This window comes from Flavobacterium okayamense (assembly GCF_019702945.1).
Classification (GTDB): Bacteria; Bacteroidota; Bacteroidia; order Flavobacteriales; family Flavobacteriaceae; genus Flavobacterium; species Flavobacterium okayamense.
The window spans coordinates 1,353,582-1,379,179 of record NZ_AP024749.1 but is presented as its reverse complement, the minus strand read 5'-3'; the positions used below and the strand labels follow the sequence as shown (position 1 = coordinate 1,379,179).

Sequence of the window (25,598 nt, the reverse complement as noted above, 5' to 3'; positions counted from 1 at the left end):
CAAACTAAGTAGTTTGATACTCGAACTGACGAAAAATTCGCATTAACGATTGAGCCAAGTACCTCGTACAGGCGAAAGCGTGACCCAGACAAAAGTTTCACTTTTCGTTTGGGGAATGCCCATGATTAAAAAAAATTACTATTTTAGTAGTAAATCTTTTACTATGGAACCGGAAAAGGAACTGAATTTGCGTTTACGTTTTTATAAAACGACTCCTAGAACTATTGCGGAAATTATTGAAAAGAGTAACCAACTTAAGGAAGAATTGGCTCCGGATTTTCATATTAAATCGGTTGATAATCATGTTTGGATTAACATTGGTGTTCGCCGAAGAGAAAAACACTCACCTCATTTACACGTTGAACTAGAAAAAATGGAAGATGGAAACACTTCAGTAAATGGTTTATATGGTCCAGATCCGGTTTTGTGGACAATGTTTATGTTTTTACATTTTATAGTAGCTGGAATTTTTATCATTTTTGGAATGATTGCCTATTCAAAATGGACTTTAAAAGAAAATTTTGGATTTGAGATTGTTATTATGACTTTAATGATTGGTTTGTGGATTGCACTGTATTACATTGCAAGAACCATTCGTAAAAGAGGAATTCCGCAAATGAAAGAATTAGAGGAAGTGATGGATAGGATATTAGATTAGATCAATAAAATTGATATGATAAATATTTATAAAAAACAAGCAAAAATAATTACTCTTTTAATTAGTATTTTATTTATTTTGAGTTGTACTAATTCAAATGAAAATAAGATAATTTACGAAGTTCCTGAAAATACTAAAATAGATATTCAAAATGGGATTTCGAGTTTAGATTTAGATAAATTAGTAGTTTCTATAGATATTTCTGATGATGAAAAATTACATTTATGTTTTAGAGATTATGATGATTCTAAAATTAATCAAATTGCAAAAAAGTCAAATAGATTTTTAAAAATAAATGATTTTTTAATTCCAATTGTATTTAGTGAAGATTTTGTATTACAAAATTCAACAACAATAATTATGAATACTGGATGTAGTTTTCAGCATATTAGTGATATGAATTTACTATTCAATTAAAATTTGATTATTAGACTTCTCGACTCCGCTCGAAGTGACAAAATAACTGAATACTGCGACTGTAAACTGAACCCTATTTCTGATTATACCCGAAACGTCTTAACTGACGATCGTTACTTCTCCAATCTTTATTGACTTTTACATAGGTTTCGATAAAGATTTTTTTGCCAAAGAATTTTTCTAAATCTTCGCGTGCTTGCATGCCTACTTTTTTAATAGCAGTACCTTTGTGACCAATAATAATTCCTTTTTGTGTGTCGCGTTCTACCATAATTACGGCTCGAATGCGAATAATATCGTCTTCTTCTTTAAACTCTTCCGTTTCAATTTCTACTGCATATGGAATTTCCTTATCGTAATTTAATAAAATTTTCTCACGAATGATTTCGTTAACAAAAAAACGTTCAGGTTTATCCGTTAAAGCGTCCTTTGGATAAAAAGGTTCTGATTCTGGCAATAATGCAATAATTCTGTCGAAAACGGTTTGCACATTAAAATTTTCTAAAGCCGAAATAGGAATAATTTCAGCATTTGGCACTTTTTCTTTCCAAAGGTTGATTTGTTCTTCTAACTGTTCTTGGTTCGATTTATCAATTTTATTCAACAATAATAAAACTGGAATGTTAGAGTGAATAATTCTTTTGAAGAAAGCTTCATCTTTCAATTCCTTCTCGCCTATCTCAACCATATAGATTAAAACATCAGCATCTTCAAAAGCATTTTTTACAAAATCCATCATAGAACTTTGCAATTGATACGCTGGTTTTATAATTCCAGGAGTGTCTGAAAATACAATTTGGAAATCATCACCATTAACTATCCCAAGGATTCTGTGACGCGTAGTTTGTGCTTTACTGGTGATGATAGACAAGCGTTCACCCACTAAGGCATTCATTAGCGTTGACTTTCCTACGTTTGGGTTACCAATAATATTTACAAAACCAGCCTTATGCATAATAATCATTTTTTAAAATTAACATTTTAAGCCGAATGTCCACTGGACATTCTCCTCTTAATATCAAATCAATGATATTTACAAAACCTGCTTTGTGATTCATGCTTAAAATTTTAGGTTACAAAGGTAGTCATATCAATTGAATAGTAGAAAAAATAAAAGTTTTTTAGCAAAACCCTTGTAGGTTTGCAAAATGGTTGTATTTTTGCAATCCAAAACAGCGCGGGATAGAGCAGTAGGTAGCTCGTCGGGCTCATAACCCGAAGGTCACTGGTTCGAGTCCAGTTCCCGCTACTAAGTTGGTCACTTCAACCCTTTCAAGAGATTATAGAAGTAGTATTTTGAAAGTATTTTAAACTTCACTGAAACGCACATCGCGGGATAGAGCAGTAGGTAGCTCGTCGGGCTCATAACCCGAAGGTCACTGGTTCGAGTCCAGTTCCCGCTACTAAGTAGAAAAAAGACCATCAAGGTCAGTAAATTAACGGTTTTGAATACTTTTCAAAGCCGTTTTTTTATGTCCAAAATTCTCCGTATTTTAGAAATCGTAAACCAAAACGTAAACGATTTTCAGTTGAAGCCAAAACGAAAATATTCCGAACCTAAGATCTATACTGGCGGTGTAAATATAGCTGCTTGGCACAAATACACTAAAGAAGAACAAGAAAATGCCCTTAAAAAAGAGTGGTTTGTGTATTTTTCTTTTCGCAATCCTAAAACTGGACTTTTAGAAAAACAACCTTTCATAAAAGGTGGCGTTAATTACTATAAAACCAAAGGGGAACGATTAGAGATTTTGGAAACCTATCGTCGAAATCTTTCTAGAATTTTAAAAGAAGGCTATAACCCATACGAAAATGGGGAATCACAAAAAGAGACTATGTCGGTTAAAGACGCTTTTGAATTTGGTTTAAATATTAAAAAAAGCTCCATTACAGAAAACTCATATATTCGTTTTAAATCTAGAATTAAACGTTTTGAAAAATATTTAGAAAGTAGAGGTTTTAGTTATAGATTCATTACATCTGTTGATAAAACTATAGTATTAGATTATTTAAACGAGGTACTCCTCTCCTCTTCTCCCCGTAATCGCAACAATACTAGAACCGATATTAGTACGCTGTTTCAAGTGTTTGAGGATAATGGAATTATTCTTTCAAATTTTATCTCGAAAATAAAAGTTTTAAAAGCACCACCTAAACGAAACAAAACGTATTCGGATTTTAAACTCGAAAGAATACTGGAGTATCTAAAAGAAAACGATCCAAATCTTTTACTCTTTATAAAATTTGTATCGTATAATTTCTTGCGCCCAATTGAAGTGTGTCGCTTAAAAGTGGAAGATATTAATCTTAGAGAAAACAAACTAACTGTAAAAGCTAAAAACAAATTGGTTAAAGAAAAGATTATACCTTCTATTCTAGCCGATGAACTTTCTTTTTTATCAGATTACCAAATTGATAATTACATATTTACTCCAAGTGGAAAGCCTGATAATTGGGAGGCAACAGATGATAACAGAAGAGATTACTTTACTAAACGTTTTAAAGAAGTAAAAGATTTCTTCACGCAAAAAGCAAAAGAGGGCGATAAAGATTTTTTTATTTTGGACAGTAATTATGGGATTTATTCATTTCGTCACACCTACATTACTAAAATTTACCGCGAAATGAGGAAAACACTTTCTCCATTTGAAACAAAAAGCAAACTACTTCATATAACTGGACACAATACTATGGTTGCTCTAGAACAATATTTACGTGATATTGATGCTGAATTGCCTGAGGATTATTCTAATTTGCTTAAATAAGAAAATATTAATGATTTAATTCATTCTAATTAAATGCTTAATATTAAAATTATTGGAAAATAGTTCATGTAATTATCTATTTTACAAGGATAAAGTATTAATTTTTAATTTAAACTTTCCAGAAGTCTTAAATATATAATTATTAAAGATTAATCTACATAAATTTTAAAGATATAAAATCTTTGATCAACTTATAATGTCTTTACAAAAAGCTTCTCAAATGAATTATGATATAACAATTCTGACTTTACTTGGTTTTTGAGTAAAAAAAACGGGGTTTTGGCTGTTTTTTTTAAATTTTTACAATTATTATATTTGAATTTGTATTGTCAAAATCATTGTCTGAAGTTACTAAAATCCAATTATTATTTGAGCATTGTTCTAGATAATAGGCATCGTTAAAATCAATCTCAAAATTATCTAATATATTATCAAAATTAACAGAATTAAAACTATCAGGATATCTTTCAACTAAATCTAGAGATATTATTTTTTTTACAAGTAATTTGACTTCACTTAAAGCTAATTTATACTGACTAGTTGTTTTGTAATCTGATTTAAAATTAGCAGAATAATTTCCAGTTTGTTTTTTCCATTGTTCAAAATCAAATCTTAAATATCTATTTGAAAATTCACTAAGAATTAAGCTTGAAGTAACAATTTGAGAATTATAACTGTAAATTTGTTTAAGAAAACTACTTGATTTGGCTTGTTGACTTGAATTAGTATTAATTAGTGGTGCAAAAAGTGAAATCCAAATATTATTGTCAAAAAAATAAGTTTTGTTTGCTTTAAACTCGTAGTTGTCAAAAGGTATTATAATATTAGGCATAATTAGAATGCAGAGTTTGCAGAATCTTCAAATCCTTTTTTATTAGAAAAATATTCTTGAGCTCTTTTTACAACTTTTTTAAATAGAATCCTATCCTCTGGTGCAACATTAGATAATTTAAGATAAGAATTCAAAAATTCACTATCATAACTTTCATATAACCTCCCAATAGCGGAATTTAAAAAAGCAGTTATAAGAATGTTAATTCCTTGAAAATCCAAATCTACATTTTCTTTTTTTACAAAAGCAGAATTTATTTGTTCGAAAACTTTATTTCCATCATCAGTAGAAACAGCTATTTCAGAATCAATAATTTCTTTAACTAATAAATGCATATTAATTTGGTTGTTTAACATCTAAATATATTAAAATAATTTGTGCAAATGTACAAAGATTTAAAAAATATTTTCAAAATCTTCTTCTTCAATTAGACTATAATAGTTATTATCATTTAAATTAAACCTTAAATTAACTAAAGTTCCGTCAAATGTGTAGTTCAATTTCTTAGTTAATATCTTATTATTAGAAAACTCATAAAATCCATTAGAGGAAATAACTTGAATCTTACCTCCGTTAATTTTAATGAATTCAAATATAATTGATAAACCTAATCCCCCAGGATTGCTACCTGTTTTTGTCGTATTACCTTTTTCCATAGCCCATGCTATAGCTTCTTTAGCTTCAATTTCCTTGCCAAAAAAAATTGAAACATTTTCTTTGATATTTTTACCTTTATCAACAATCGTAAAGTGAAGAGGTTTACTTAGTTTGTTAGGAAAAATCTGTCCACAAGTATGGATGTAGTTACAAAGTCCATGTGTTCTCGCATTTTCATATAATTCAAAGATATTTTCTATAATTCTTTTACCTAAAAGTTCACTATGGGATGGAAATTCTTCTTTACTTAAAAGTTGAGTATTTATATAATTATAAAAATCTTTATCTGCATTTGGGTTAAATTTTTTATAAACTACAGTAGTATCATAAGTATCAGTAACTTTTGTAAATCCGTAAGGTAATACAAATTCATTTTTTCTAAGTACATTGAGTATTCTACTATGAATATTAATTACACTTATAAAATTGTTATTTGTTTCTAAACTTTCAAAAATGGCACCAAACATAGCACATAAGTTAGCTTCAAAAAATTTTACATTTTTAAAATCAAAAACAATATCAGTATAATTATGATCTTTCAGCTCTGACCATAATCTAGAAAAATAATTATAGCCCTCAAACTCACTTTTAATGTTAATGGGTAATTCAATAATCATTTTTAAAACATTTTTAAAACTTCAATAATATTTTTTGCCGTATTGCAGTTTCTTACTTCTTGACCAACACTATAAGTACAATCCTTTTCAAGTACTTTATAGGGTACTTCTTGGTGATGGTTGAATACTTTTTCTTTACCTATCCAGTTTAATGTTGACATATATAATTTATTAAAAAATTATTCTTTAAGGTATAATTGAGAGAATATAAAGTTATGAAAAATACACTTTAATACTAATACCACTCATTTGGTATTAATGCTTCATCTTCGTTGTCCCATTCTCCAACAATGTTAAAACTCTCATCATTTATATCGTGCCATATTTTCTTAGGAACATGTTCCAAAATTATTAATTGAATTTTGAATTCAGTTCTTTTCATAAACTCATATACTGCCTTAAATATCATTTTTGTGTCTTCAATGTCTTTTGAAGTATCATCAAATTCTTTTGGATAATATACTTGACTTGGCTGGTCTAAAACAAGAAAGCTAGGTATAAAGTTATGTTTGTTTACTTCTTTTAACTTATAAAAAAATTCATGCATACCAAAAATTGTGGCTAAATGATAACCCATATAGTTTGCTCCTGAACCAATTCTTGATAAGAAAAACTTATTTTTATCTACTGTGTCTTCAATTTTGATTCCCAAACTTTCAGTTGGATCAAAATAAACTTTTCTTTTGTAGTTATCTTCAATAGGTAAGTGTTTTAAATAATCTGTAATTGTTTTACTTAGCTTTTCTAATGAATGCTTTTTATCAAATTTCTTTTGTAGAATTGCTAGCCTTTGTTTTTTAGACGCAATATTTTCTTCAAGCTTTCTTATTTCTAAATCAAGTTCGCTTGATGGAGATATTTTCTCTAAGTTTTCAATTACATGTTCTATTTTACCAATGAATTCATAAATATCTCTAATTGAGGTATTGTTTTTTTTGTTTGATAGTAAAAGATTTAAGTTTAAGTCAATATCAAATATTTTCTTTTCAATTCTTTTAATTTCTTTACTTAAGTCTTGTTTTTCTTTTTCAAAACTTAATTCATTTGATTTTGATTTACTTAAAATTTGTAAATTCTTCTGTTTTTCATGATTTAGCTTTAATAGGGTGTCAACTGCTTTGTTGTTTTCTGAACCACAAAAAACACAATTATTTGTTCCATTTCTTTCTAAAAACCACTCAATAGGTCTTAACCTTATATCTTTTTCAATTGCAACTTCATTAATATAGTTGTTCTTTGAAGAATCAATTTCGTTTATTTTATTGAATTTGAATTTTAAATTATCAAGTTCTCTGGTTAATTCATTTCTTTGATTGTTCAATTCAATTGCTTTTTCAGAAAATCTAAATGCAGAACCAACTTCGTATACATTTCCTTTATTTACAGAGGACACAATTGAGTTTAGCTCACTTTTTATTGCATCTACAGAAGAATTATTTATGTCTAAATCAGATTTTGTCAAACCATAAGATACAGCCTTTGCGTAATAATTATAAACATCAGATTGCCAAGTTTTATATTGGTCTTTAATGTTTTGAAGCTTGTTTATTTTTTCCTTTCTTTCTTTATCAATTACATCAATCTCATTTTCAATTTCAATAATCTCATATGATTTGTAGCCAAGTAGTAAAGGAAATATTGTTCTTAACTTTTGTAAATGTTCCCAAGAATCAGTTTTAAAAAACATAGTTGCAGGATTGGCAATAATGTTTTGTGTTTGAAAATGAAATGCTGCAGTATCTCTAAAACTAGCAGTTGAATTAAAATTAGATTCTTTTATAGTTGTTTCAATGTTTTTAAAACCAGATAAATTGTTCATAACAATTTTAAAATGTTCAACATTTGTTGAATAATTCTCTTTGTTTATTAACCATTCATTAGTTCTTAACTCGTTTTTTTTATCATTACCATCTTCTTCAGGATAAAAATACATCTTTGATTTATGAGAATCATAATTTTCTCTACCTATAAAATAGTTTCTTCCATTTATATTTACATAAAGAGCAAAAACTTCTGTTGTTTTTCTAATAAGTCCAATTGGAATATTGCAGTCCCCACTTCCCAAGCAATAATCTATTATGGTTATTATGGCTGATTTTCCTTTCTGACTTGTCCCAGTTATGATATTAATTTTATCCTCTTTGAAAGTCAAAATTTGAGGAGTTAATTCATGGTTTTTCGGGTAAAGTATAATGTTCTTTATATGTAAATTCATTAGAATCGAATATTAAGTTCAATTTGAATATTTTTTTCGTCAGTTTTAGCAAAAATGTTTCCAATTTTCGTTGCTGAATCCTGAATGTTTTTTATGATGTTTTCTCTGTCTTTATTTGCAGGAATACTTATTTTTTTATTTATAAATTCTTCATTTAAAATAATTTCATTGTCCTTATTTATGCTAAGTAAATTTTTACTAAATGCTAAATTCAATGAATCAAGAGTTTGTGATGACATTTTATTAGCTCTTTCATGTAAGCCAAGAACAATACTTTTATTTTTTAGAATTGCATTGTAAAGTTCTCTTGATGACTTAAAGGTTTTCATAGTGTCTTTGTGATAAACAAGTGGAAGAACAAAAAATAAATATTCTATTTTTGGGTAATTTGATTTAGATTTTTTTGTTGATGCTACTTTATAATATCCTTGAGTGAAGCTATGACATGCCAATGCTCCAATTGCAACATTTTGAAAAACATTGTATGGATTTAGTTCACTATTCGTTGCTTTTTCAATCATTATTCAGAAAATATTCTTTCCATTTTGGATGCCACCCAATTTCAGGAATATTAGACAATCTTAATAAACTCCCATTCTTTATATACTTATTTTCAGAATTAAAAGCATAACCTAACTTAAATGTAGTTTCATAATTCTGCATAACTTCCTTATAAACTTCTATAGCAATATCATTCAATTCATCTTCAGAATAATCCTCAATTTCTTTTATCAGCTTTGAATTAAAAGTTAATTTCCAGTCTTCTTTACATTTATCCATAAACTCTAAAAAATCTTCTTCTGTAAAATTTCCTTTGTCTATAACATACAAAAGCTCAATTTCATATTTGATAAAATCTTCAATTGCTGTATTAATAAAGTGTTCCTTTGATTCCCTTCTAATTTTTAGAACATCAATTTGTTTAACAAAAAGTTCATCCTTTTTGTTGTCAATTTCTGTGTTGTCAAATTGTATTTCTTTTTTAGCTCTAAAAATAGCATTTACTATATCAGGACTTTGAATACAAAGTTTGAACCTTTTGTCTAATTCAGTTTTTTTAAATTCGGCTTCATTATTGTTTTTCCATTTGGAATATGATGAGTTTATTAGCCATCCAATTAAATCATCAAAAATTCTATCTTGTTGAATTCTATCGAATGAAGTTATATTCAATTTTGATATTACAGTGTCTTTTATTTCTAAGCATTCATTTACTTCTATATTATTTAGTATTTGTTTGAATTCATTTTCATTCTCTAAACAAAAGGAAATTTTTGTAATCACTTTACTTATGTATGTCCCTTTTTTTGAGCCTTTATTTTTATAATTCGATAGCTTTTTTTCTTGATTTGATAATATTTCAATTATTTTATTTTTTGAAACCTCATAATTTTTGTTTGATAAGATTTCTATTAAAGCTCCATTTTTCCTAATTGAGTTGTTTGTGGTACATATAAACTTTGTTTTGTCATTAAAAGTATTATTTTTCAATTTTAAAACCCATATTTCTAGTGTTCTCCATAAGTCAATACTAGTGTCTTCATATGCGGATTTTTTTTCTAAAAAACTATGTTTATCCTGTTCACTGATTAATACAGAACAATCAGAGTGTACTGCTACATCATCAACTTTTTCTATTGTTATATAATTGTCTTTTTCTGTTATATCACAAAGGAGTAGTAATGCTCTTTGAAATTGAAAAATAAATCCAGAAATTGAGCCTTTTGCTGAATCATTCATAGTAATGAATTGTGATTAAAAACAAAAATATAACATTTTATGGATTATTAGCTAGGATTTTATAGGATTTTTTTTTAAACATTAGAATAAAGATGTAAATAAACTTCTAAATTAATATTGAGTTAAAAAATAAATTTATAAAACTACAATAGTGAATTTATTGTTCAATAAAGTTTTTATAAAAGCAAAAAATTTACATTATTAATATCCATAATCCTCAAACTTTATAATTCTAATTCTTCCTCAACTTCCTCAAAAGATATTCTGTAGCTTCAGCATCAGAGATAAGCGGTTTCTTTTTAGCTTTTTTTGTAGTAGTAAAAGAAGCCGATACAACACCCAACATTTTTATTTTGTTTAATAAATTTTACAACCTAATAAAAAGAAACATCCCGAATTATCGGGATGTTTCTTTTTATATTAAAATTAACTACTTAACAATAAATTCTTCTTATAATTGAAATCTCCTATAATTTTACATTCAAAATCAAAAACAAAGCCTTTATGAAAAAAACAATCAGAAATTGTACTAAAATTAATTTCATCCTTATAAAAAACTTTGAAATCTTTAATTCTTAATAAATCAAAGTAAAAAGGGACAAAATACGAGTCTTTAAATTTATTTTTTAAAAACAAATCAACCTTATTAAATATATCAATAAATTCATTTTCATGAGGCGAAACAATAATTTCTTTAATACCTATCCCTTTTTTGAAAATATTTAAATAAGGATGATATACATTAATTTTACCAATTTTAACTATTTGAATTGAATAAAAATTATCTAATAGACTATAAAAAAAATGGAGTTCAAATGATTCTTCAATAGTATTCTTTAAAATAATTTTACCTCCAACATTTGGTACAAGACCATGAGTTGCATTTATTACTTTTAGTTTTAATAAATCTTCAATTTTATCAAAGCAATCATTTTTCCAAATTTTATTAAAATTTTCTAAATTTAAAATATTCTTTTCAATTTTATCATTTATTAGATCTATCCCATTGTTTGATTCATAATATATATTCAAAACATTAAATATTAATGGAAATTTGTTCTTAATGCTTGATATTTCGATTTCAGTAAATTTCATTATTTATTATGGGCAATAGACTGCTGGAGTATGAGGTATACTTCCAATACATGGGTTTGTAGAAATTGTTGAACCTGGCTGCATTAATGCAATATTAATACTTAGAAACTCAATTAGCAAACTTTTTAATTCTTGATAAGATGGAGATGTAATTGTGTAAGTCGCATTTAAAAAAGAAAAAACCTCATTAATTGTTACATTCCAAGCAGTATTAAAAACTGAAGAAGCTTGGGAAGGTGCTGTATATGGAATTGTTACACAAAGAGAATTTAAAAACTCAATATTCATTCCTACATGCCCTCTTCTAACACTCATCCCTAATCCAGAAATATTTGCAACTGATGCATTTCCAACTGTAACGAAATTATAAGATCCGCATAATTTATTTTTATGTGCTATATTATCATCCTCATCCCATGTATCACTAGTAAAATCAAATAGAAACTCTTGAAAGTTTTCTACTTCATTATTCATAATAGCTACAAAAGCTAAATTAAAAAAAGCGATACTATCTTCAGAGTAATTGTTTTGAATAAAATAATTTACAATTTTCTTTTTATCTGTTGTATCTAAACCATCCCACCAGCTTAATTGTACCAATGATAAATTTGAAATAAATTCTGATAATTCAGACGAAAACTCTATACAGTCAATACAAGGTGAAACAAATGTAGTATTTAACAATTCAATAACAGAATCATAAATAGTTGAGTTACTGCCAGTAGATGTTGAACCTCCTGTAGGACCAGAGCCAGTTGTCCCTGATGTTCCTGTAGATGTTCCAGTACTACCTGAATCTCCAGAAGTAGTGGTACTTCCTCCACCTCCACCATCAGCTAAACAACTCATATTAATATTAACAACTTCATAAGTTATTGAACCTCCAAAATCAGCGACACACTCATCTGGATTATTGTCTCCTTGATGAATAATTGTATTACCATTTGCATCTGTACAAGTACTGTAAGTTACTGAGCTTACATCAACGCAATTACTAGAAACACTCATTTTTGAAGAAGTGTCTAAATCAGTAATTGATGTGGGAATAACATTATCTAGAGTTCCTCCGCTTGCTAAAATATCAATTTGAGTTTGTGTTAAAGTGTATTCAGAAATAAATGCTTTGTAACTTCCGTCATCTGTAAGAACTAAAATTAAATTTTCAACTTTTGTTAAATCCTCTTCACTTAATACGCTCATAGTTATTGTCTCAGATTCAGGAGTTTCATTTACAATTATATTAGTTGTATCAACATACATTTCAAATTCTTCGTCATAAACAACTCTACTATTTAAAGCTAAAGGATTTTTCTTAGCTAAAGCACTTTTCAGTTCTTCAACTGCTTTTCTGTTAGACTTAAATTTTTTATAGCTAATTTTTTTTACACTAACTTGTTGTTGTATTTTACTTTGATAATTTTGATCTTCATAAAGATCTTTTTCACATGAATAAAAGAATGCTACTAAAAAAACTAGTAGGCTTGCAATAATTTTAAATTTGTTTCTCATCATTAGTATTTATTAAATTAATAAATTAGTTACATATACTATGAGTAGATTAAGGATTAAAAGGTTGGAAACATCAAAAATAAATAAGACTACACCTAACTTGGATACAGATTTTCTGTAAAAAATGTTAAAGTTTTTAAATTTTAGTTTCCCATAAAAACTAAAAACGAAAAAAAAATAAATTATTGTAATTGTTGTTGTAATTATTGAAAATAAAATATGAATTGATAATAACTGTTGTCTAAAGTCATTTTTAAATAGTTAAAGTTTCCTTAATTTCCTAAAAAGATATTCAGTAGCTTCCGCATCGGAGATTAGCGGTTTCTTTTTAGATTTTTTTGTAGTAGTAATAGAAGCTGAAACAACACCCAACATTTTATACAGCCTTTCGACTTCCTGTTGAGGAAGGGCTTGTATTACGTTGTATGCTGTTTCGGCTTTCATTGTTTTTGTTTAATTATCGTCTCAGTCTTGGTCTAGGATTTTTCTTTATTTCATTTCCTCGATTTTCTTTAAAAGTATGTGTTGATTCTTGATTAAAACTTTGGCTGTTTCTGTTAATTGATTGGACAAGTCTTGTTGTTTCTCGTTGATTTTCTTTAATTCTTCCAGTATTTTTGAGAATAACTGGATCGATTCTGTTTTGTTCATATAATTTAATTTTAAGTTTATTCCATGAAAGATGGTTTCTGTTTACTTGACTTCCTTTATAAGTTTTTCCTTTGTACTCAAAGGAAATACCCGATATCTTTCCCTCTTGGCTCGCATTAAGTTTTATATTAACTTTTTTCTCTTTAAGCTTCTTCTCAAATTCAAAAATGGATAGATTATGCTTTATAATTTCATTTATGATTCTTTGAAGTTCTAATCTTTCTGGAGCTTCACCTGTTCGTAAACATTTTTCAATTTCGCCTTTAGAAAGTACATTTGTTACTTTACCTTCTTTCAAAACGGTTAGATTATATTTTAATTCTAATTTTCTAACTATTGCTTCACTTCGTTTATAATCATGTGAATCGCTAACAACATCACCAGAGAACTTCACGCGATTCGCAACTATGTGTATATGAGAATGATCTCGATCTAAGTGTTTATAAATTATATAATTGGTATCAGTGAACTTCATTCCTTCTAAATACTCTCGAGCTAGGTCTGTAAATTCCTTATCTGAAAGCGAATCGGTATAGGGTAAACTAAGCGATGTATGATAAACTGCTTTCGATAAATTTGGTCGTAATTGTCGAACTACATTAAATTCTTTTGTTTGCATAACCACTTTACGGGAAGCCAAATTAGTGTCCAAGACAATAGCTTCTCCTTTATCTACTTTACCTTGATTGTATTTCAAAACGCCATAGAAGTCCCTACCGATTTTTTTATTTGCAATCATCCTAAAAGTTCTGTTTTAATTTGATTTAAAATTTCTTTCAATTCTCTTAAATCTCGATTGAATACGTATTTCTCAAGAAAGTTTTGGTTATTTCGTTTCGCTAGCTGATTTACATTATTTCCAATGCGACTAAGCTCAATCAATAACTCACGATTAATTGGAGACAAAGCATGTTTGGGTAACTGTTTATTCAATGCTCTTTTTCGAACATACTCTACAACCGATATTCCATAAGAGTTTGCCTGATTTTCTACAAAAACCTGTTCTTCAGCAGTTAACCGTATATTAACCTGAAAAATCTTTAGCTTAAATATTTCTGATTTTGGTCGTGCCATAATTTCTATTTTAAAAATTTCAGGTTTTCGATAGCAATAACATAAAAAAGAAAACCCATCTAAATTCATTCGTTGGAACAAATTTAAATGGGTAAAAAATGAAAAAAATGGTTTATCGTACAAGAAAAAATGTACGATAAAATTATCTAACTGTTTCTATTTCAATAAATCTATTTTAAAAATTCTTTAATTAACAAAATAAAACTTCATCATATATTTCAATCAGATTTTCAAGTGCTTCATCATCATGAAAAAAAATCTTTGCTGGATCCATTAAAATTTTCAATGACAGTTTATAATGTTTCTTTGCATAAGGATTATACTCAAAGTGACTACAGGGGTTTTTCGGATGGATTTTTTGTGCATTGTTTAATCCTTCAAATGTTCTATTTTCAATCTTAAATCTAGAATTAGCGTGATTTATTAATTTTTTTAAATCTATTTCAACTTTGTTATAAGAATCAATATGATAATATTTTTCTTGAAGAATTACAATTAAAGCTCTTCGCATTGAAAGTGATTCCCTTAAAATAATTTTAAACCCCTTTAATTTATTAGAACACTCTCTTAAATCTTCTTGAAATGACTTTAATTCTTCCAAATCATATATCCTATTTTTACGAATAATCAGATAATTTTTTAAAGAAATACCTTCTAAAGCATCAATTGCTTCATCTAAATTTAGATATAAATTCAAATTAATCATAGTTTATGCCCTCCTCGACCTTTGTTTATTTCCCAATTCATATTTAAGGTTTTATTTATTGTAACTCTATATATTTCTCGATTATTATCAATTTTAAAAAAATCATTTTTTACGATAGAATTTACAAATGCGTAATCTATAGCTGCATTGTCAGATTTTAAGATAGCATTTTTTATAATGAACATTAAAAAAAGATATTCATCTACTGATAAATCTGGATTTACCATTTTTATATTATCAGCAATTAATTTCAATGGCTTTGGAGTGTTTTCAATTCTTTTTTTAATTTTTTCATAGTTAAAAATATTGTTCACATCAAGAATTACTTTTGTATACCGCTGTAAAAAAAACTTTCCATACTCTATTTTTCTATAAGCCATATAATCAATAAGAGCTTGTTCAACAAAATCATGTAATTCATTATCTAGCAGTATGTTTGATATATCATAACTATTATTTAATAACTCATTGTACCAATTCAAATAGCTTCGATCCAAATTCTCAATCATTAGCCATCCAAATTCTATAGTAATGTTTGATGAAAAATAAACGTGATTAAGCATTTGAAATCCTTTTAAATTAATTTGCCCAGCGAATTCTGGGAAAAGGTATTTAATTGTAAATAGATTTGACAAAATGGATTTGAATTCATCTTCTGTTAAATTAACTGTTTTCTTACTGTTATATGTATTGTACTTTTTTTCAATTTTTGAAAAAGGAATATGGTTAAAATATTTATATTCAAGTGCTTTTATTTGCATGAAAAATTTATTTTTTGTTCAAAAATAAACAAATATTTTAAATATAAAAATCTGATATTCAATTACTTACATATAAAATATTTATAAAAAAATTAAAATATAAATATTATTTATATGTCTTTTAAAAGCATAAAGACATACTTTTTAAATAATGAATTAAGCATCAATTATTTAGGAATAAACACTAGATAAAAGTGTGTAAATAAAACCTTGTAAAATGAAACATTTTTTTATTTTTTTTCTGATTTTTTTTCTGATTGAAAAGAAAATAGCATCTAATTTCAAATTGTAAACAGTGAAAATTCAATATCTACTTGTTTTGAATTTATAGAAGTTAAAAATATTGGGGTGTGGGGTGCAACCCTGCCAAGCCTGCGACTGAAGGGAGCACGTTTTCGCTAGCGAAAACATGGCTTGCTTCATGACAACCCGAAAGTTTGGAGTTCCTCAGTTTTGGTCATTTGATTGTATTTAAAACGAATAGGAAATTACTCTGTAATTAGTTCTATTGCATCTAAGATTTCTGAAATAGTTTCTTTGTTTAGAACGCTTAAATCAATTTCGTTTGCTAATCTTGAAATTTGATTTTGTAACATTTCTTGTAGCTCTTCATTCAAACCGTTTTTTTCAGGCTCATATAACTTATGAGCAAAATATCTTCCTAGCTTTTCTTCGAACTCTTCTTTAGTGTATTTAGAGCCATCTTCATTTTCAAAATCATCAATATGAATTAGGTAGTTTTCATTTAAAGTTAAAAACTGAAGTGCTGTTAAATCATTTTCATCTAATTCATTTAAAAATGTATTAATATAATTTTCAACTTCTACTAAAGTGTCTGGATAAATATCTCCTTGGTAATAATATATTGTTTCTAGTAATGGATTAATATGTTTTGCTTTAAGTTTTGAATTTTCTTTAGAACAATTGGGAAATGAAAAAGTGAATAGAAACTCTTTTATTAAATTTCTTTTTGCGTATCTAGATAATACTTCATTAATCTGTTTAGTAACAATTAATTTTTCATCTACCGTAATCATATGTTTCAACTTAATATTAAACCAAAGTTTTGTCTCTTGTGCACTGGGAAAGTATATCTAAATATTCATTCTCAGTGATTTCGCTATCATTTATAAAATTAGTTAAAAATAGGTCTGATAAAAAGATAGCGAAAAACTTTTTAACGAAATAATTGACATCATTTTGAGTATAATATTCTGCAATTTTATCCATTATACCATTTCTAATTGCTGAAATATAATTGATATCATAATTAGAAACTCCATGCTGTACATCATAAATCATAGTTCCAATAAATGCATCATTACTTAAAATAATTTGGATTACTGTATATCGATCGTTTAGATCAAAATCCTTTAAAATACTTTCTGAATGATCATTTATATATGTTTCAACCAATGTAAAATCAGCTTTAGTATTCTTCTTTGTATCTAGAAAACCTTTACATAAATCTGCTTTTCCATTTTCAAATTTTGGTTCATCAAATTTGTCAAATAAGATTTGATTAATTATGGGTTCTACTATTTTGTAATTAATGTGAATAAATTCTAACATGATGAAAATATTTGAAGTTTATATTTTCAAATATAATAAAAAATGCCTTGCAAACAACCCCTAAAATACAATCACTTGTAAACAATGTTTTTTGTTGATTTTTGTTCTATGTCTAGAACAAGAAAAAATCCAATACCTGAAATTGTAGTTTTATTTGGCAAACGAATAAAAGAATTACGCTTAGAAAGGAAGATGTCACAGATGGATGTGGGAGCTGCTTTAGGAATTGATAGGGAAAATATTAGAAAATATGAAAAGGGGCTTCAGGAGCCAAAATTATCTACTATTATAAAATTTGCGGAATTATTTGAAGTAGATTTTGAAAAATTGGTTTCAAATAGTTAATAATTATATTTTTAAATAAAATCATAATACCTATTAGCAATCACTTCTTATAAAGTTATATTTTTTCCTAAGTTTTTGATAAAATAAGTTAAAAAATCTCCTAAATAATTTCATACTGACTACTTAGCTTTACAACTATTTAAATTTTGAAGCTAATTTATTTAATTCAAAATAACAAGTTTATAGCTTTTGAATAAATAATTTACTAATTAAAATCGTATTAAATATATTTATTAACAAAATTTAAGTTTAAATTGTTGATTACTATTTATTCAAACAAGACTAAAAAGTCTTTTTAATATTTAAATTTGTTAAATACCACAATTAAAATTCAGCAGTATGAACAAATTTGTAATCAAAAGAAATGGCACGTATTTACCATTTGAACCTTTCAAAATAGAAGAAGCCATCACAAAAGCTTTTGCCAGTGTAAGCGAAACTTTAAATCTAAAAGTTATTGAAACGGTGTTCCAACTGTTATCGCATGAGGACACTTGGGCAGTTGAAGATATTCAAGATAAGATTGAAAAAACGCTTTACGAATACAGTCATTATGAAGTGATGCGTTCTTTCATGTTGTTCCGTCATACTCGAAAACTGCAGCGCGAACACGTTTTAGGATTAAATGACGATACCACTTATGTCGGTAGCACTCAAACCATAGAAGAATACACCAACCAAACCGATTGGCGCATCAATGCCAACGCTAATACTTCGTATTCCAACGCAGGTTTAGTCAATAATGTCGCTGGAAAAATCATTGCGAATTATTGGTTAGACAAAGTTTATTCGAAAGAGGAAGGCTATGCGCATCGTAATGGCGATATTCACATTCACGATTTAGATTGCTTGACAGGTTATTGTGCGGGTTGGAGTTTGCGCGTTTTATTAAATGAAGGTTTTAACGGTGTTCGTGGCCGAGTGGAAAGTCGTCCTCCTAATCATTTTAGAGAAGCATTAGGACAGATGGCGAATTTCCTTGGAATTTTACAAAGCGAATGGGCCGGAGCTCAAGCGTTTAGTTCATTTGATACGTATTTGGCGCCTTATGTTTTCAAAGATAATTTATCGTATGAGGATGTTTTAAAAGCGATTCGAAGTTTTGTTTACAATTTGAATGTCCCAGCACGTTGGGGACAATCGCCGTTTACGAATATTACTTTAGATTGGGTAGTTCCTGACGACTTAAAAGAGCAAATCCCAACTCGAAACGAACAGCATCTTTTCAAGGGCAATACTTCAGAAGATTTTATAAAAAGAGCCAAAGAAAGAGGCGTTTCAGACATAACCGAAATGCGTTACGAACATTTTCAAAAAGAAATGAATCTCATCAACAAAGCCTATTATACGGTTATGACCGAAGGCGATGCGCATGGACAACCGTTTACCTTCCCTATACCAACAGTTAATATTACTGAAGAGTTTGATTGGTACGGAGAAAACACCGATATTCTTTTTGAAAATACAGCGAAAATTGGTTCGTCTTATTTCCAGAATTTCATCGGAAGTCAATATACATATGATGAAAACGGCAATAAAGTTGAAAATCCAAATGCTTACAAACCGAATGCCGTACGAAGCATGTGCTGCCGTCTCCAACTCGATTTACGCGAATTATTAAAAAGAGGAAACGGTTTATTCGGAAGTGCAGAAATGACCGGAAGTATCGGTGTCGTAACTATTAATATGGCGCGTTTGGGTTATTTGAACAAAGGCAATAAAGCCAAATTATATTCCGATTTAGATCGTTTGTTAGAAATTTCGAAAGCAACTTTAGAGAAAAAACGCGTTTTCATTCAGGAAATGTATGATAGAGGATTATTTCCGTATACCAAACGTTATTTGCCTCATTTCAGAAATCACTTTTCTACAATTGGTGTGAACGGAATTAACGAAATGATTCAAAATTTCACCGATGGAAAAGAAGATATCGTTTCGGATTACGGAATGGCATTCGCAACCGAAATTTTGGAACACATTCGAACCAAAATGAGAAATTATCAAGAAGAAACAGGCAATTTATACAACTTAGAAGCAACTCCAGCAGAAGGAACTACATATCGTTTTGCTAAAGAAGATAAAAAACGTTATTCCGATATTATTCAAGCGGGAGAAGGCGAAAATATTTACTATACAAACAGTTCGCAATTGCCAGTTGATTACACCGAGGATCCTTTCGAAGCTTTGTTATTACAAGACAATTTACAATGTCAATACACTGGAGGAACAGTTTTACACTTGTATATGAATGAAAAATTGAGTTCGGTAGAAGCGTGTCGTAATTTCATTAAAAAAGTGATTACGAATTTTAAATTGCCTTACATCACGGTAACCCCAGTTTTCAGCGTTTGTCCGAAACACGGCTATTTGAATGGCGAACACGAATATTGTCCAAAATGCGATGAAGAATTATTAGCAACCTTAAAAACAACATCCTATGCAAACACAAACCACTGAAGCTTTGCTTCAACACAATGAAAAAAGAACCAAATGTTTGGTGTATACACGAGTAATGGGCTATCACAGACCCGTAGAAAGTTTTAATATTGGAAAAAAAGGTGAACACAAACAACGAACCCACTTTAGAGAATGTAAATCTTGATTTTCTAAACAAAAAAGCCATTCATAGTTTTACACCCTTCACTCTACTAGATTATCCCGATAAATCGGCTTGTATCTTATGGTTTGCAGGGTGTAATATGAAATGTGATTATTGTTACAATCCCGAAATAGTTTTCGGAAAAGGCTCTTTTTACTTTTCCGAAATTGTTTCATTTTTAAAATCGAGAAGAAATTTGTTGGATGCCTTAGTTTTTAGCGGGGGAGAATGTTTGATTCACAAAGACGTTATTCCATTCATCAAATTCGTAAAAAGTTTAGGCTTTTTAATCAAAGTGGACACCAATGGAAGTCAACCAAAAGTACTCGAAAAACTAATAGAAGAACAGCTAATCGATTATGTGGCTTTGGATTTTAAAGGTCCTAAAGAAAAATTCTTTACGATTACAAAATCGGATTTTTATGCTCAATTTTTAAATTGTTTTGAATTGCTTCAATCGAGTTCCATTCCGTTTGAAGTTCGAACTACTTATCATTCCTCTTTATTGAATCCAGAAGATATTGCTGCAATGCTAAACGTTTTATTAGAATTAGGTTACGAAAAAAACTATTACATTCAAAATTTTAGAAATTATCAAAACACGATTGAACCACTACCGGATTCGCAATTAATTTCTGAAAAGGATATCCATCACAATATGACTAAAATCATATTTCGATGATTTAAAATGACTAACTTTGTGCAAATTTTAACTATGTTTTCAAAAACTTGTGAATATGCCATACGAGCTACTATTTACATTGCCTCAGAATCGTTTGCTGGCAAGCGTTGCGGTATTCGAGACATTGCCAGAAAAATTGAATCGCCAGAGCCTTTTACTGCCAAAATTTTACAACGTTTAGTAAGAGTCGACATCATAAAATCGATTAAAGGAAATGGCGGAGGATTTGAAATAGATAAGGTACAATTGAAACACATTAAATTAGAACAGCTCGTAAAAGCTATCGACGGAAATGACTTATTTGACCGATGCAGTTTAGGACTTCATGATTGTTCCGACAAACAACCTTGTCCTTTTCATCATAAGTACAAGCCATTGCGTGAAAATTTAAAGAAAACGCTGAAAGAAACCTCTCTTTTGGATTTGATTAGTGAATTCAATACGGGAGATACTTTCCTTAAGCTTTAAAAAATTTAATTAAATAAAAGATAAAAACGTCCTCTAATGAAAACGACTTCGGATTTAAAAGAGAAAATTCTTGAATTGAAGAAAAGAAAAAATGCGGTAATTCTGGCGCATTATTATCAAGAAGAAGCCATTCAAGAAATTGCTGATTTTGTGGGTGATAGTTTAGAATTATCGAGAAAAGCATCGCAAGTTGATGCTGATATCATCATTTTTGCTGGCGTTTATTTCATGGCAGAAACCGCTAAAATTGTCAATCCAAATAAAAAAGTAATCGTTCCCGATGTAAAAGCAGGTTGTTCCCTTGCCGATGGTTGTCCACCAGATGAATTCAAAGCTTTCTTAGAAAAATATTCGAATCATACCGTTGTTACTTACATCAATTGCACAGCAGAAGTTAAAACCTTAACCGATATTGTTTGTACTTCTTCCAATGCAAAAAAAGTAATTTCATCTATTCCAGAAGATCAGCCCATTGTTTTTGCTCCTGATAAAAATTTAGGCAAATATTTAATTGCTGAAACGGGAAGAGATATGGTTTTATGGGAAGGCTCTTGCATTGTTCACGAAGCATTTTCATTAGAAAAATTAATCGATTTATATAAAAAACATCCAACCGCTACCATTATTGCTCATCCTGAATCGGAAACGCATATTTTGAAAGTAGCACACTACATAGGTTCGACTTCAGGCATGTTGAATCATGTAAAAAACAGTCCAAAAGACACTTTTATCGTAGCCACAGAGGCGGGAATTTTACACCAAATGCAATTGGATAATCCAACCAAAACATTAATTCCAGCGCCTTCAAAAGAAGACAATACTTGTGCGTGCAGCGAATGTGCGTTTATGAAAGTCAACACCTTAGAAAAACTCTATCAATGTTTACAAGATGAAAGTCCAGAAGTAAAACTAAATAATGAAATAATTGAAAAAGCAAGAATACCAATTTATAAAATGTTGGATTTAAAATAAAATAAGAATGCAAATTTTAAAAACCGATATACTTATTTTAGGAACCGGACTAGCAGGTTTATCATTAGCAAAATATACAAATGAAATAAATCCTAAAATTAAAATTACTTTACTTACTAAAACATCAATTGATAAATGTAATACCTTTTATGCTCAAGGCGGAATTGCTGTAGTACATAATTTTATTAAGGATAGTTATGAAAAACATATTGAAGACACTCTAAAAGCTGGAAAAGGATTTTGCGATGTTGATGTGGTTAATAGTGTGGTTAAACAAGCTCCTGATAGATTAAAAGAATTACTTTCATGGGGAATTGAATTAGATAAAAATCAAAGTGGTGAATTAGATTTGGGATTAGAGGGCGGTCATTCTCAAAACCGCATTGTCCATTATAAAGATAAAACAGGATATGAAATCGAAACCAAATTAGTTCCATTAATAAAAAATCTTCCTAATATATCAATTAAGACTTCTTTTTTTGCAACAGATTTATTAATTAAAAACAATACTTGCATTGGAGTTGTAGGCTTTGATGATAAAAATGAACCTACAACAATTTATACAAAAGCAGTAGTTTTAGCAACAGGAGGTTCGGGACAAGTATTTGGTGTAACTTCCAATCCCTTTGTTTCTACAGGTGATGGAGTCGCTATGGCATTTAGAGCAGGAGCTAAATTAGTTAATATGAAATATATTCAATTTCATCCTACAGCTCTATACGAACCAAATAAAAGTCAGGCTTTTTTAATCACTGAAGCAATTCGAGGATTTGGAGCTCATATTTTGAATAATAAAATGGAACGTTTTGTATCTCAATACCATCCTGATGGTGAATTAGCCACACGAGATGTTGTTTCGAAAGCCATTTCTGATCAAATGAAAAAGGAACATTCAAATCACGTTTGGCTCGATGTAAGGCATTTACCAATACAAACTTTTAAAATGAAGTTTCCAAAGGTTTATAATTATTGCCTTGAAAATGGGATTAATATTTCTAAAGATTTAATACCAATTGCTCCAGCAGCACATTATCAATGCGGAGGAATTGATGTAGATAGTAATGGAAAAACATCAGTTAAACAATTGTTTGCCATTGGAGAATGTTCGCATACTGGACTTCATGGCTCAAACAGATTGGCATCGAATTCATTATTAGAAGCAATGGTTTATTCCCATAGTTTGGCAAATTATTTAACAAATAACATTCACAAAACAAGAATAAAAACAACTAACAATATTAAAATAGTTAATAAGTACATTCGTCATGAAGATATATTAGAGTTTAGAAATCTAATTCAAAAGTTTATGACGTATGATACAATCTTTAGAACAACTGAAAATCTTGAAAGTAAATATCAATCAATAATCGAAATTGAAAATAGATTTTTAAAAAAATTTAAAGATTATAATTTCCATCCATACTTATGTGAAACCTATAATTTAATTCAAACAGCATTAATTATTTTAAAGGATAAAATGAATGAAACAACTACTAAAAAATAAATTAAGTTCAATATTAAATATTTTTAACTATCCTAAATATGTCTTTATAGGCTTAATCCTAAGTTTCATCTTATATAGTCTATCAATTTATTTATTGCCTTTATTTTCTAACAATCATACGAATAATCAAGATATTGAACTAAGTAATAAAGGTCGATTAGTTTGGCAACAAAACAATTGTCATACTTGTCATCAATTATATGGTTTAGGTGGATATTTAGGCCCCGATTTAACTAATGTGTTTTCTAGGACAGGTAAAAATGAATCATACATAAAAGGCATAATAACATCTGGTGTTAAACAAATGCCCGCTTTTAATTTAAATGAAAAAGAAATGAAAGCACTAATCTCTTTTCTAAAAAACATAGATACTTCTGGAACGGCTGATGTTAAAAAATATTCTCCTGAAATTACTGGAACTTTTAATTTAGAAACAAAATGAAGAATCACGGAATATATTTAATACGAATTGCATTAATTCTTCTTCTCTTAGGCTTGTTTTTTGGTCATTTAGCTTCCGAAAGTTATCGTATTACCGAACCCAAATCGGGCGTCATGGGATTTTTATCACTTCGTCCGCTTCATGTAAGCAGCGTTTATTTAAGTATTATTACTGCTGGTCTTGGTTTTCTAACTTTGATTATTGCGAAGAGGAAGACTACTCTATTTGGGACACTTTTACAATATCTTCATTTTTCACTTTGGATAATTGCTTTATTTGGTATTTTTTATAGTTATTTAACAGGTGATTTCGGAGGAAGAGAATATTGGGAATTTAACCCATTTTGGGCATTACCTATTCTCATTTCATTTATTGTATATCTTATTTATTATTTACACCAAATGGGATTTAAAGAAAAATGGCCAGTATATTATTGGATGTGGCTCACAGGAATTCTCTTTTTCATCTTTACTTTCATTGAAAATTATTTATGGATTTTCTCATACTTTCGTTCTCATTTTATAACAGATATGACCATTCAATGGAAAGCAAACGGTGCTTTGGTAGGAGCTGTTAATCAAATTATATATGGTATTGCTTTTTACTTAATGGAAAAAATTAGCAAAGACACTAAAACGTCTTTCCATAAACTATCATTTGCGATGTATTTTTTAGGTTTATTTAATCTAATATTCAATTGGGGACATCATATTTATTTACTTCCAACAGAAAAAGTAATTCATTATATAGCTTATGCAGTGAGCATGACTGAATGGATAATATTCATCAAAATATTTTACAATTGGAATAATCAACTTAAAGAAAATACAACGTATTATAATTTTTTCCCGTATCGCTTTTTAATGGCAGCAGATTATTGGGTTATGCTAAATTTAGGATTGGCTTTATTAATATCTATTCCTGCTATAAATTTATATACACACGGAACACATATTACTGTTGCTCACGCAATGGGAACCACAATTGGAATTAACACTATGATAATTTTAGCAGCTTGTTTCTATTTTATAAAGCCATCTTTTATTTCCAATAAAGTTTTAAATTTTAATTCTTTAATATTCTGGATAGTACAATATACATTATTATTCTTTTTAATTTCTTTAGTAGCTATGGGAATAAAAAAAGCATTATGGCAAGCTGGATTAGATGATAATACTTTTTCAGAAATGATGAATGAGAACAGTTTTTGGACAACATTGTTTATTCTATTTGGAACAATTTTAATGTTTACTTTAGGATATTTTGTTATTTATCTATTTATTAAATCTTGGAAAAAGATAAATTCTTAATTTTACG

At 28.6% G+C, this 25,598-nt stretch carries 29 protein-coding genes and 2 tRNA genes; 14 read left to right on the top strand and 17 right to left on the bottom strand.

Going from position 1 to position 25,598, the window contains the following annotated elements; all coding sequences use genetic code 11:
- The first annotated feature begins 163 nt into the window (after nt 1-163).
- Both KK2020170_RS06370 and KK2020170_RS06365 read left to right on the top strand, forming a co-directional pair.
- Nucleotides 164-658 (top strand): hypothetical protein, encoded by a 495-nt coding sequence (locus tag KK2020170_RS06370; protein ID WP_221259950.1) that lies wholly within the window; start codon nt 164-166, stop codon nt 656-658.
- 15 nt (nt 659-673) lie between these two features.
- A complete protein-coding gene (locus KK2020170_RS06365; protein ID WP_221259949.1) occupies nt 674-1,075 on the top strand; it encodes a hypothetical protein in 402 nt (133 codons plus the stop codon).
- A 73-nt stretch (nt 1,076-1,148) separates the two neighbouring features.
- On the opposite strand, the gene era is transcribed toward KK2020170_RS06365, so the two are convergent.
- Entirely contained in the window at nt 1,149-2,033 is an 885-nt protein-coding gene (era, locus tag KK2020170_RS06360; protein WP_221259996.1) for a GTPase Era, read from the bottom strand.
- Between the two features lie 218 nt (nt 2,034-2,251).
- On the opposite strand from era, the gene KK2020170_RS06355 reads away from it, so the two are divergent.
- The 3 genes from KK2020170_RS06355 (at nt 2,252) to KK2020170_RS06345 (ending at nt 3,840) form a co-directional block, all read left to right on the top strand.
- A tRNA-Met gene (locus KK2020170_RS06355) sits at nt 2,252-2,324 on the top strand.
- A gap of 81 nt (nt 2,325-2,405) precedes the next feature.
- Nucleotides 2,406-2,478 (top strand) — tRNA-Met (locus KK2020170_RS06350).
- A 69-nt stretch (nt 2,479-2,547) separates the two neighbouring features.
- The gene (locus tag KK2020170_RS06345; RefSeq protein ID WP_221259948.1) at nt 2,548-3,840 is read left to right on the top strand and encodes a tyrosine-type recombinase/integrase; all 1,293 of its coding nucleotides are present in this window, start codon (nt 2,548-2,550) and stop codon (nt 3,838-3,840) included.
- Nucleotides 3,841-4,132: 292 nt separating this feature from the next.
- Here the strand turns inward: KK2020170_RS06345 and KK2020170_RS06340 are convergent, their stop codons facing one another.
- From KK2020170_RS06340 to KK2020170_RS06265, 16 genes are all read right to left on the bottom strand, one after another.
- Nucleotides 4,133-4,672 carry a PIN domain-containing protein gene (locus KK2020170_RS06340; RefSeq protein WP_221259947.1) on the bottom strand — a complete coding sequence of 180 codons (540 nt, stop codon included), beginning with the start codon at nt 4,670-4,672 and terminating at the stop codon, nt 4,133-4,135.
- A gap of 2 nt (nt 4,673-4,674) precedes the next feature.
- A complete protein-coding gene (locus KK2020170_RS06335; protein WP_221259946.1) occupies nt 4,675-5,028 on the bottom strand; it encodes an STAS-like domain-containing protein in 354 nt (117 codons plus the stop codon).
- A 39-nt stretch (nt 5,029-5,067) separates the two neighbouring features.
- Nucleotides 5,068-5,946, bottom strand: coding sequence for a hypothetical protein (locus KK2020170_RS06330; RefSeq protein ID WP_221259945.1), 879 nt, complete (start codon nt 5,944-5,946; stop codon nt 5,068-5,070).
- A 2-nt stretch (nt 5,947-5,948) separates the two neighbouring features.
- Nucleotides 5,949-6,107 carry a hypothetical protein gene (locus KK2020170_RS06325; protein WP_221259944.1) on the bottom strand — a complete coding sequence of 53 codons (159 nt, stop codon included), beginning with the start codon at nt 6,105-6,107 and terminating at the stop codon, nt 5,949-5,951.
- Between the two features lie 74 nt (nt 6,108-6,181).
- Nucleotides 6,182-8,161 (bottom strand): DUF3732 domain-containing protein, encoded by a 1,980-nt coding sequence (locus tag KK2020170_RS06320; RefSeq protein ID WP_221259943.1) that lies wholly within the window; start codon nt 8,159-8,161, stop codon nt 6,182-6,184.
- Nucleotides 8,161-8,682 (bottom strand): three component ABC system middle component, encoded by a 522-nt coding sequence (locus KK2020170_RS06315; protein WP_221259942.1) that lies wholly within the window; start codon nt 8,680-8,682, stop codon nt 8,161-8,163. The genes KK2020170_RS06320 and KK2020170_RS06315 overlap by 1 nt, the downstream gene beginning before the upstream one ends.
- Nucleotides 8,675-9,901, bottom strand: a complete 1,227-nt coding sequence (locus KK2020170_RS06310; RefSeq protein WP_221259941.1) for an ABC-three component system protein — start codon at nt 9,899-9,901, stop codon at nt 8,675-8,677. Before KK2020170_RS06310 ends, KK2020170_RS06315 begins: the two co-directional genes overlap by 8 nt.
- Nucleotides 9,902-10,327: 426 nt before the next feature.
- Nucleotides 10,328-10,996 carry a hypothetical protein gene (locus KK2020170_RS06305; protein WP_221259940.1) on the bottom strand — a complete coding sequence of 223 codons (669 nt, stop codon included), beginning with the start codon at nt 10,994-10,996 and terminating at the stop codon, nt 10,328-10,330.
- Between the two features lie 6 nt (nt 10,997-11,002).
- Nucleotides 11,003-12,508: a hypothetical protein gene (locus KK2020170_RS06300; protein ID WP_221259939.1), complete on the bottom strand. Its 1,506-nt coding sequence runs from the start codon at nt 12,506-12,508 to the stop codon at nt 11,003-11,005.
- Between the two features lie 258 nt (nt 12,509-12,766).
- A complete protein-coding gene (locus KK2020170_RS06295; RefSeq protein ID WP_221259938.1) occupies nt 12,767-12,949 on the bottom strand; it encodes a hypothetical protein in 183 nt (60 codons plus the stop codon).
- 13 nt (nt 12,950-12,962) lie between these two features.
- Nucleotides 12,963-13,895, bottom strand: a complete 933-nt coding sequence (locus KK2020170_RS06290; protein ID WP_221259937.1) for a relaxase/mobilization nuclease domain-containing protein — start codon at nt 13,893-13,895, stop codon at nt 12,963-12,965.
- Nucleotides 13,892-14,299, bottom strand: coding sequence for a MobC family plasmid mobilization relaxosome protein (locus KK2020170_RS06285; protein ID WP_221259936.1), 408 nt, complete (start codon nt 14,297-14,299; stop codon nt 13,892-13,894). Before KK2020170_RS06285 ends, KK2020170_RS06290 begins: the two co-directional genes overlap by 4 nt.
- A 121-nt stretch (nt 14,300-14,420) precedes the next feature.
- Nucleotides 14,421-14,927 (bottom strand): hypothetical protein, encoded by a 507-nt coding sequence (locus KK2020170_RS06280; RefSeq protein WP_221259935.1) that lies wholly within the window; start codon nt 14,925-14,927, stop codon nt 14,421-14,423.
- A gap of 5 nt (nt 14,928-14,932) precedes the next feature.
- Nucleotides 14,933-15,697 carry a hypothetical protein gene (locus KK2020170_RS06275; protein ID WP_221259934.1) on the bottom strand — a complete coding sequence of 255 codons (765 nt, stop codon included), beginning with the start codon at nt 15,695-15,697 and terminating at the stop codon, nt 14,933-14,935.
- Nucleotides 15,698-16,185: 488 nt separating this feature from the next.
- The gene (locus tag KK2020170_RS06270) at nt 16,186-16,734 is read right to left on the bottom strand and encodes a hypothetical protein (RefSeq protein ID WP_221259933.1); all 549 of its coding nucleotides are present in this window, start codon (nt 16,732-16,734) and stop codon (nt 16,186-16,188) included.
- 16 nt (nt 16,735-16,750) lie between these two features.
- Nucleotides 16,751-17,269 carry a hypothetical protein gene (locus KK2020170_RS06265; protein ID WP_072784529.1) on the bottom strand — a complete coding sequence of 173 codons (519 nt, stop codon included), beginning with the start codon at nt 17,267-17,269 and terminating at the stop codon, nt 16,751-16,753.
- Nucleotides 17,270-17,377: 108 nt separating this feature from the next.
- Here KK2020170_RS06265 and KK2020170_RS06260 point away from each other — a divergent pair, with 108 nt between their 5' ends.
- From KK2020170_RS06260 to KK2020170_RS06220, 9 genes are all read left to right on the top strand, one after another.
- Nucleotides 17,378-17,614 (top strand): helix-turn-helix domain-containing protein, encoded by a 237-nt coding sequence (locus tag KK2020170_RS06260; protein WP_072784528.1) that lies wholly within the window; start codon nt 17,378-17,380, stop codon nt 17,612-17,614.
- Between the two features lie 339 nt (nt 17,615-17,953).
- Nucleotides 17,954-20,071, top strand: a complete 2,118-nt coding sequence (locus KK2020170_RS06255; protein ID WP_221259932.1) for a ribonucleoside triphosphate reductase — start codon at nt 17,954-17,956, stop codon at nt 20,069-20,071.
- Nucleotides 20,052-20,216 carry an anaerobic ribonucleoside-triphosphate reductase gene (nrdD, locus tag KK2020170_RS13230; RefSeq protein ID WP_111567273.1) on the top strand — a complete coding sequence of 55 codons (165 nt, stop codon included), beginning with the start codon at nt 20,052-20,054 and terminating at the stop codon, nt 20,214-20,216. The genes KK2020170_RS06255 and nrdD overlap by 20 nt, the downstream gene beginning before the upstream one ends.
- A complete protein-coding gene (locus tag KK2020170_RS06245; protein ID WP_315861815.1) occupies nt 20,173-20,895 on the top strand; it encodes an anaerobic ribonucleoside-triphosphate reductase activating protein in 723 nt (240 codons plus the stop codon). Before nrdD ends, KK2020170_RS06245 begins: the two co-directional genes overlap by 44 nt.
- 6 nt (nt 20,896-20,901) lie before the next feature.
- Nucleotides 20,902-21,363 carry an RrF2 family transcriptional regulator gene (locus tag KK2020170_RS06240; RefSeq protein ID WP_315861814.1) on the top strand — a complete coding sequence of 154 codons (462 nt, stop codon included), beginning with the start codon at nt 20,902-20,904 and terminating at the stop codon, nt 21,361-21,363.
- Nucleotides 21,364-21,399: 36 nt separating this feature from the next.
- Nucleotides 21,400-22,335, top strand: coding sequence for a quinolinate synthase NadA (gene nadA, locus KK2020170_RS06235; protein WP_221259931.1), 936 nt, complete (start codon nt 21,400-21,402; stop codon nt 22,333-22,335).
- Nucleotides 22,336-22,342: 7 nt separating this feature from the next.
- Complete coding sequence (gene nadB / locus KK2020170_RS06230) at nt 22,343-23,839, top strand: L-aspartate oxidase (RefSeq protein WP_221259930.1); 1,497 nt, start codon at nt 22,343-22,345, stop codon at nt 23,837-23,839.
- Nucleotides 23,817-24,281, top strand: a complete 465-nt coding sequence (locus KK2020170_RS06225) for a c-type cytochrome (protein ID WP_084656958.1) — start codon at nt 23,817-23,819, stop codon at nt 24,279-24,281. The genes nadB and KK2020170_RS06225 overlap by 23 nt, the downstream gene beginning before the upstream one ends.
- The gene (locus KK2020170_RS06220; RefSeq protein ID WP_072784524.1) at nt 24,278-25,591 is read left to right on the top strand and encodes a cbb3-type cytochrome c oxidase subunit I; all 1,314 of its coding nucleotides are present in this window, start codon (nt 24,278-24,280) and stop codon (nt 25,589-25,591) included. The genes KK2020170_RS06225 and KK2020170_RS06220 overlap by 4 nt, the downstream gene beginning before the upstream one ends.
- Nucleotides 25,592-25,598: the final 7 nt, after the last annotated feature.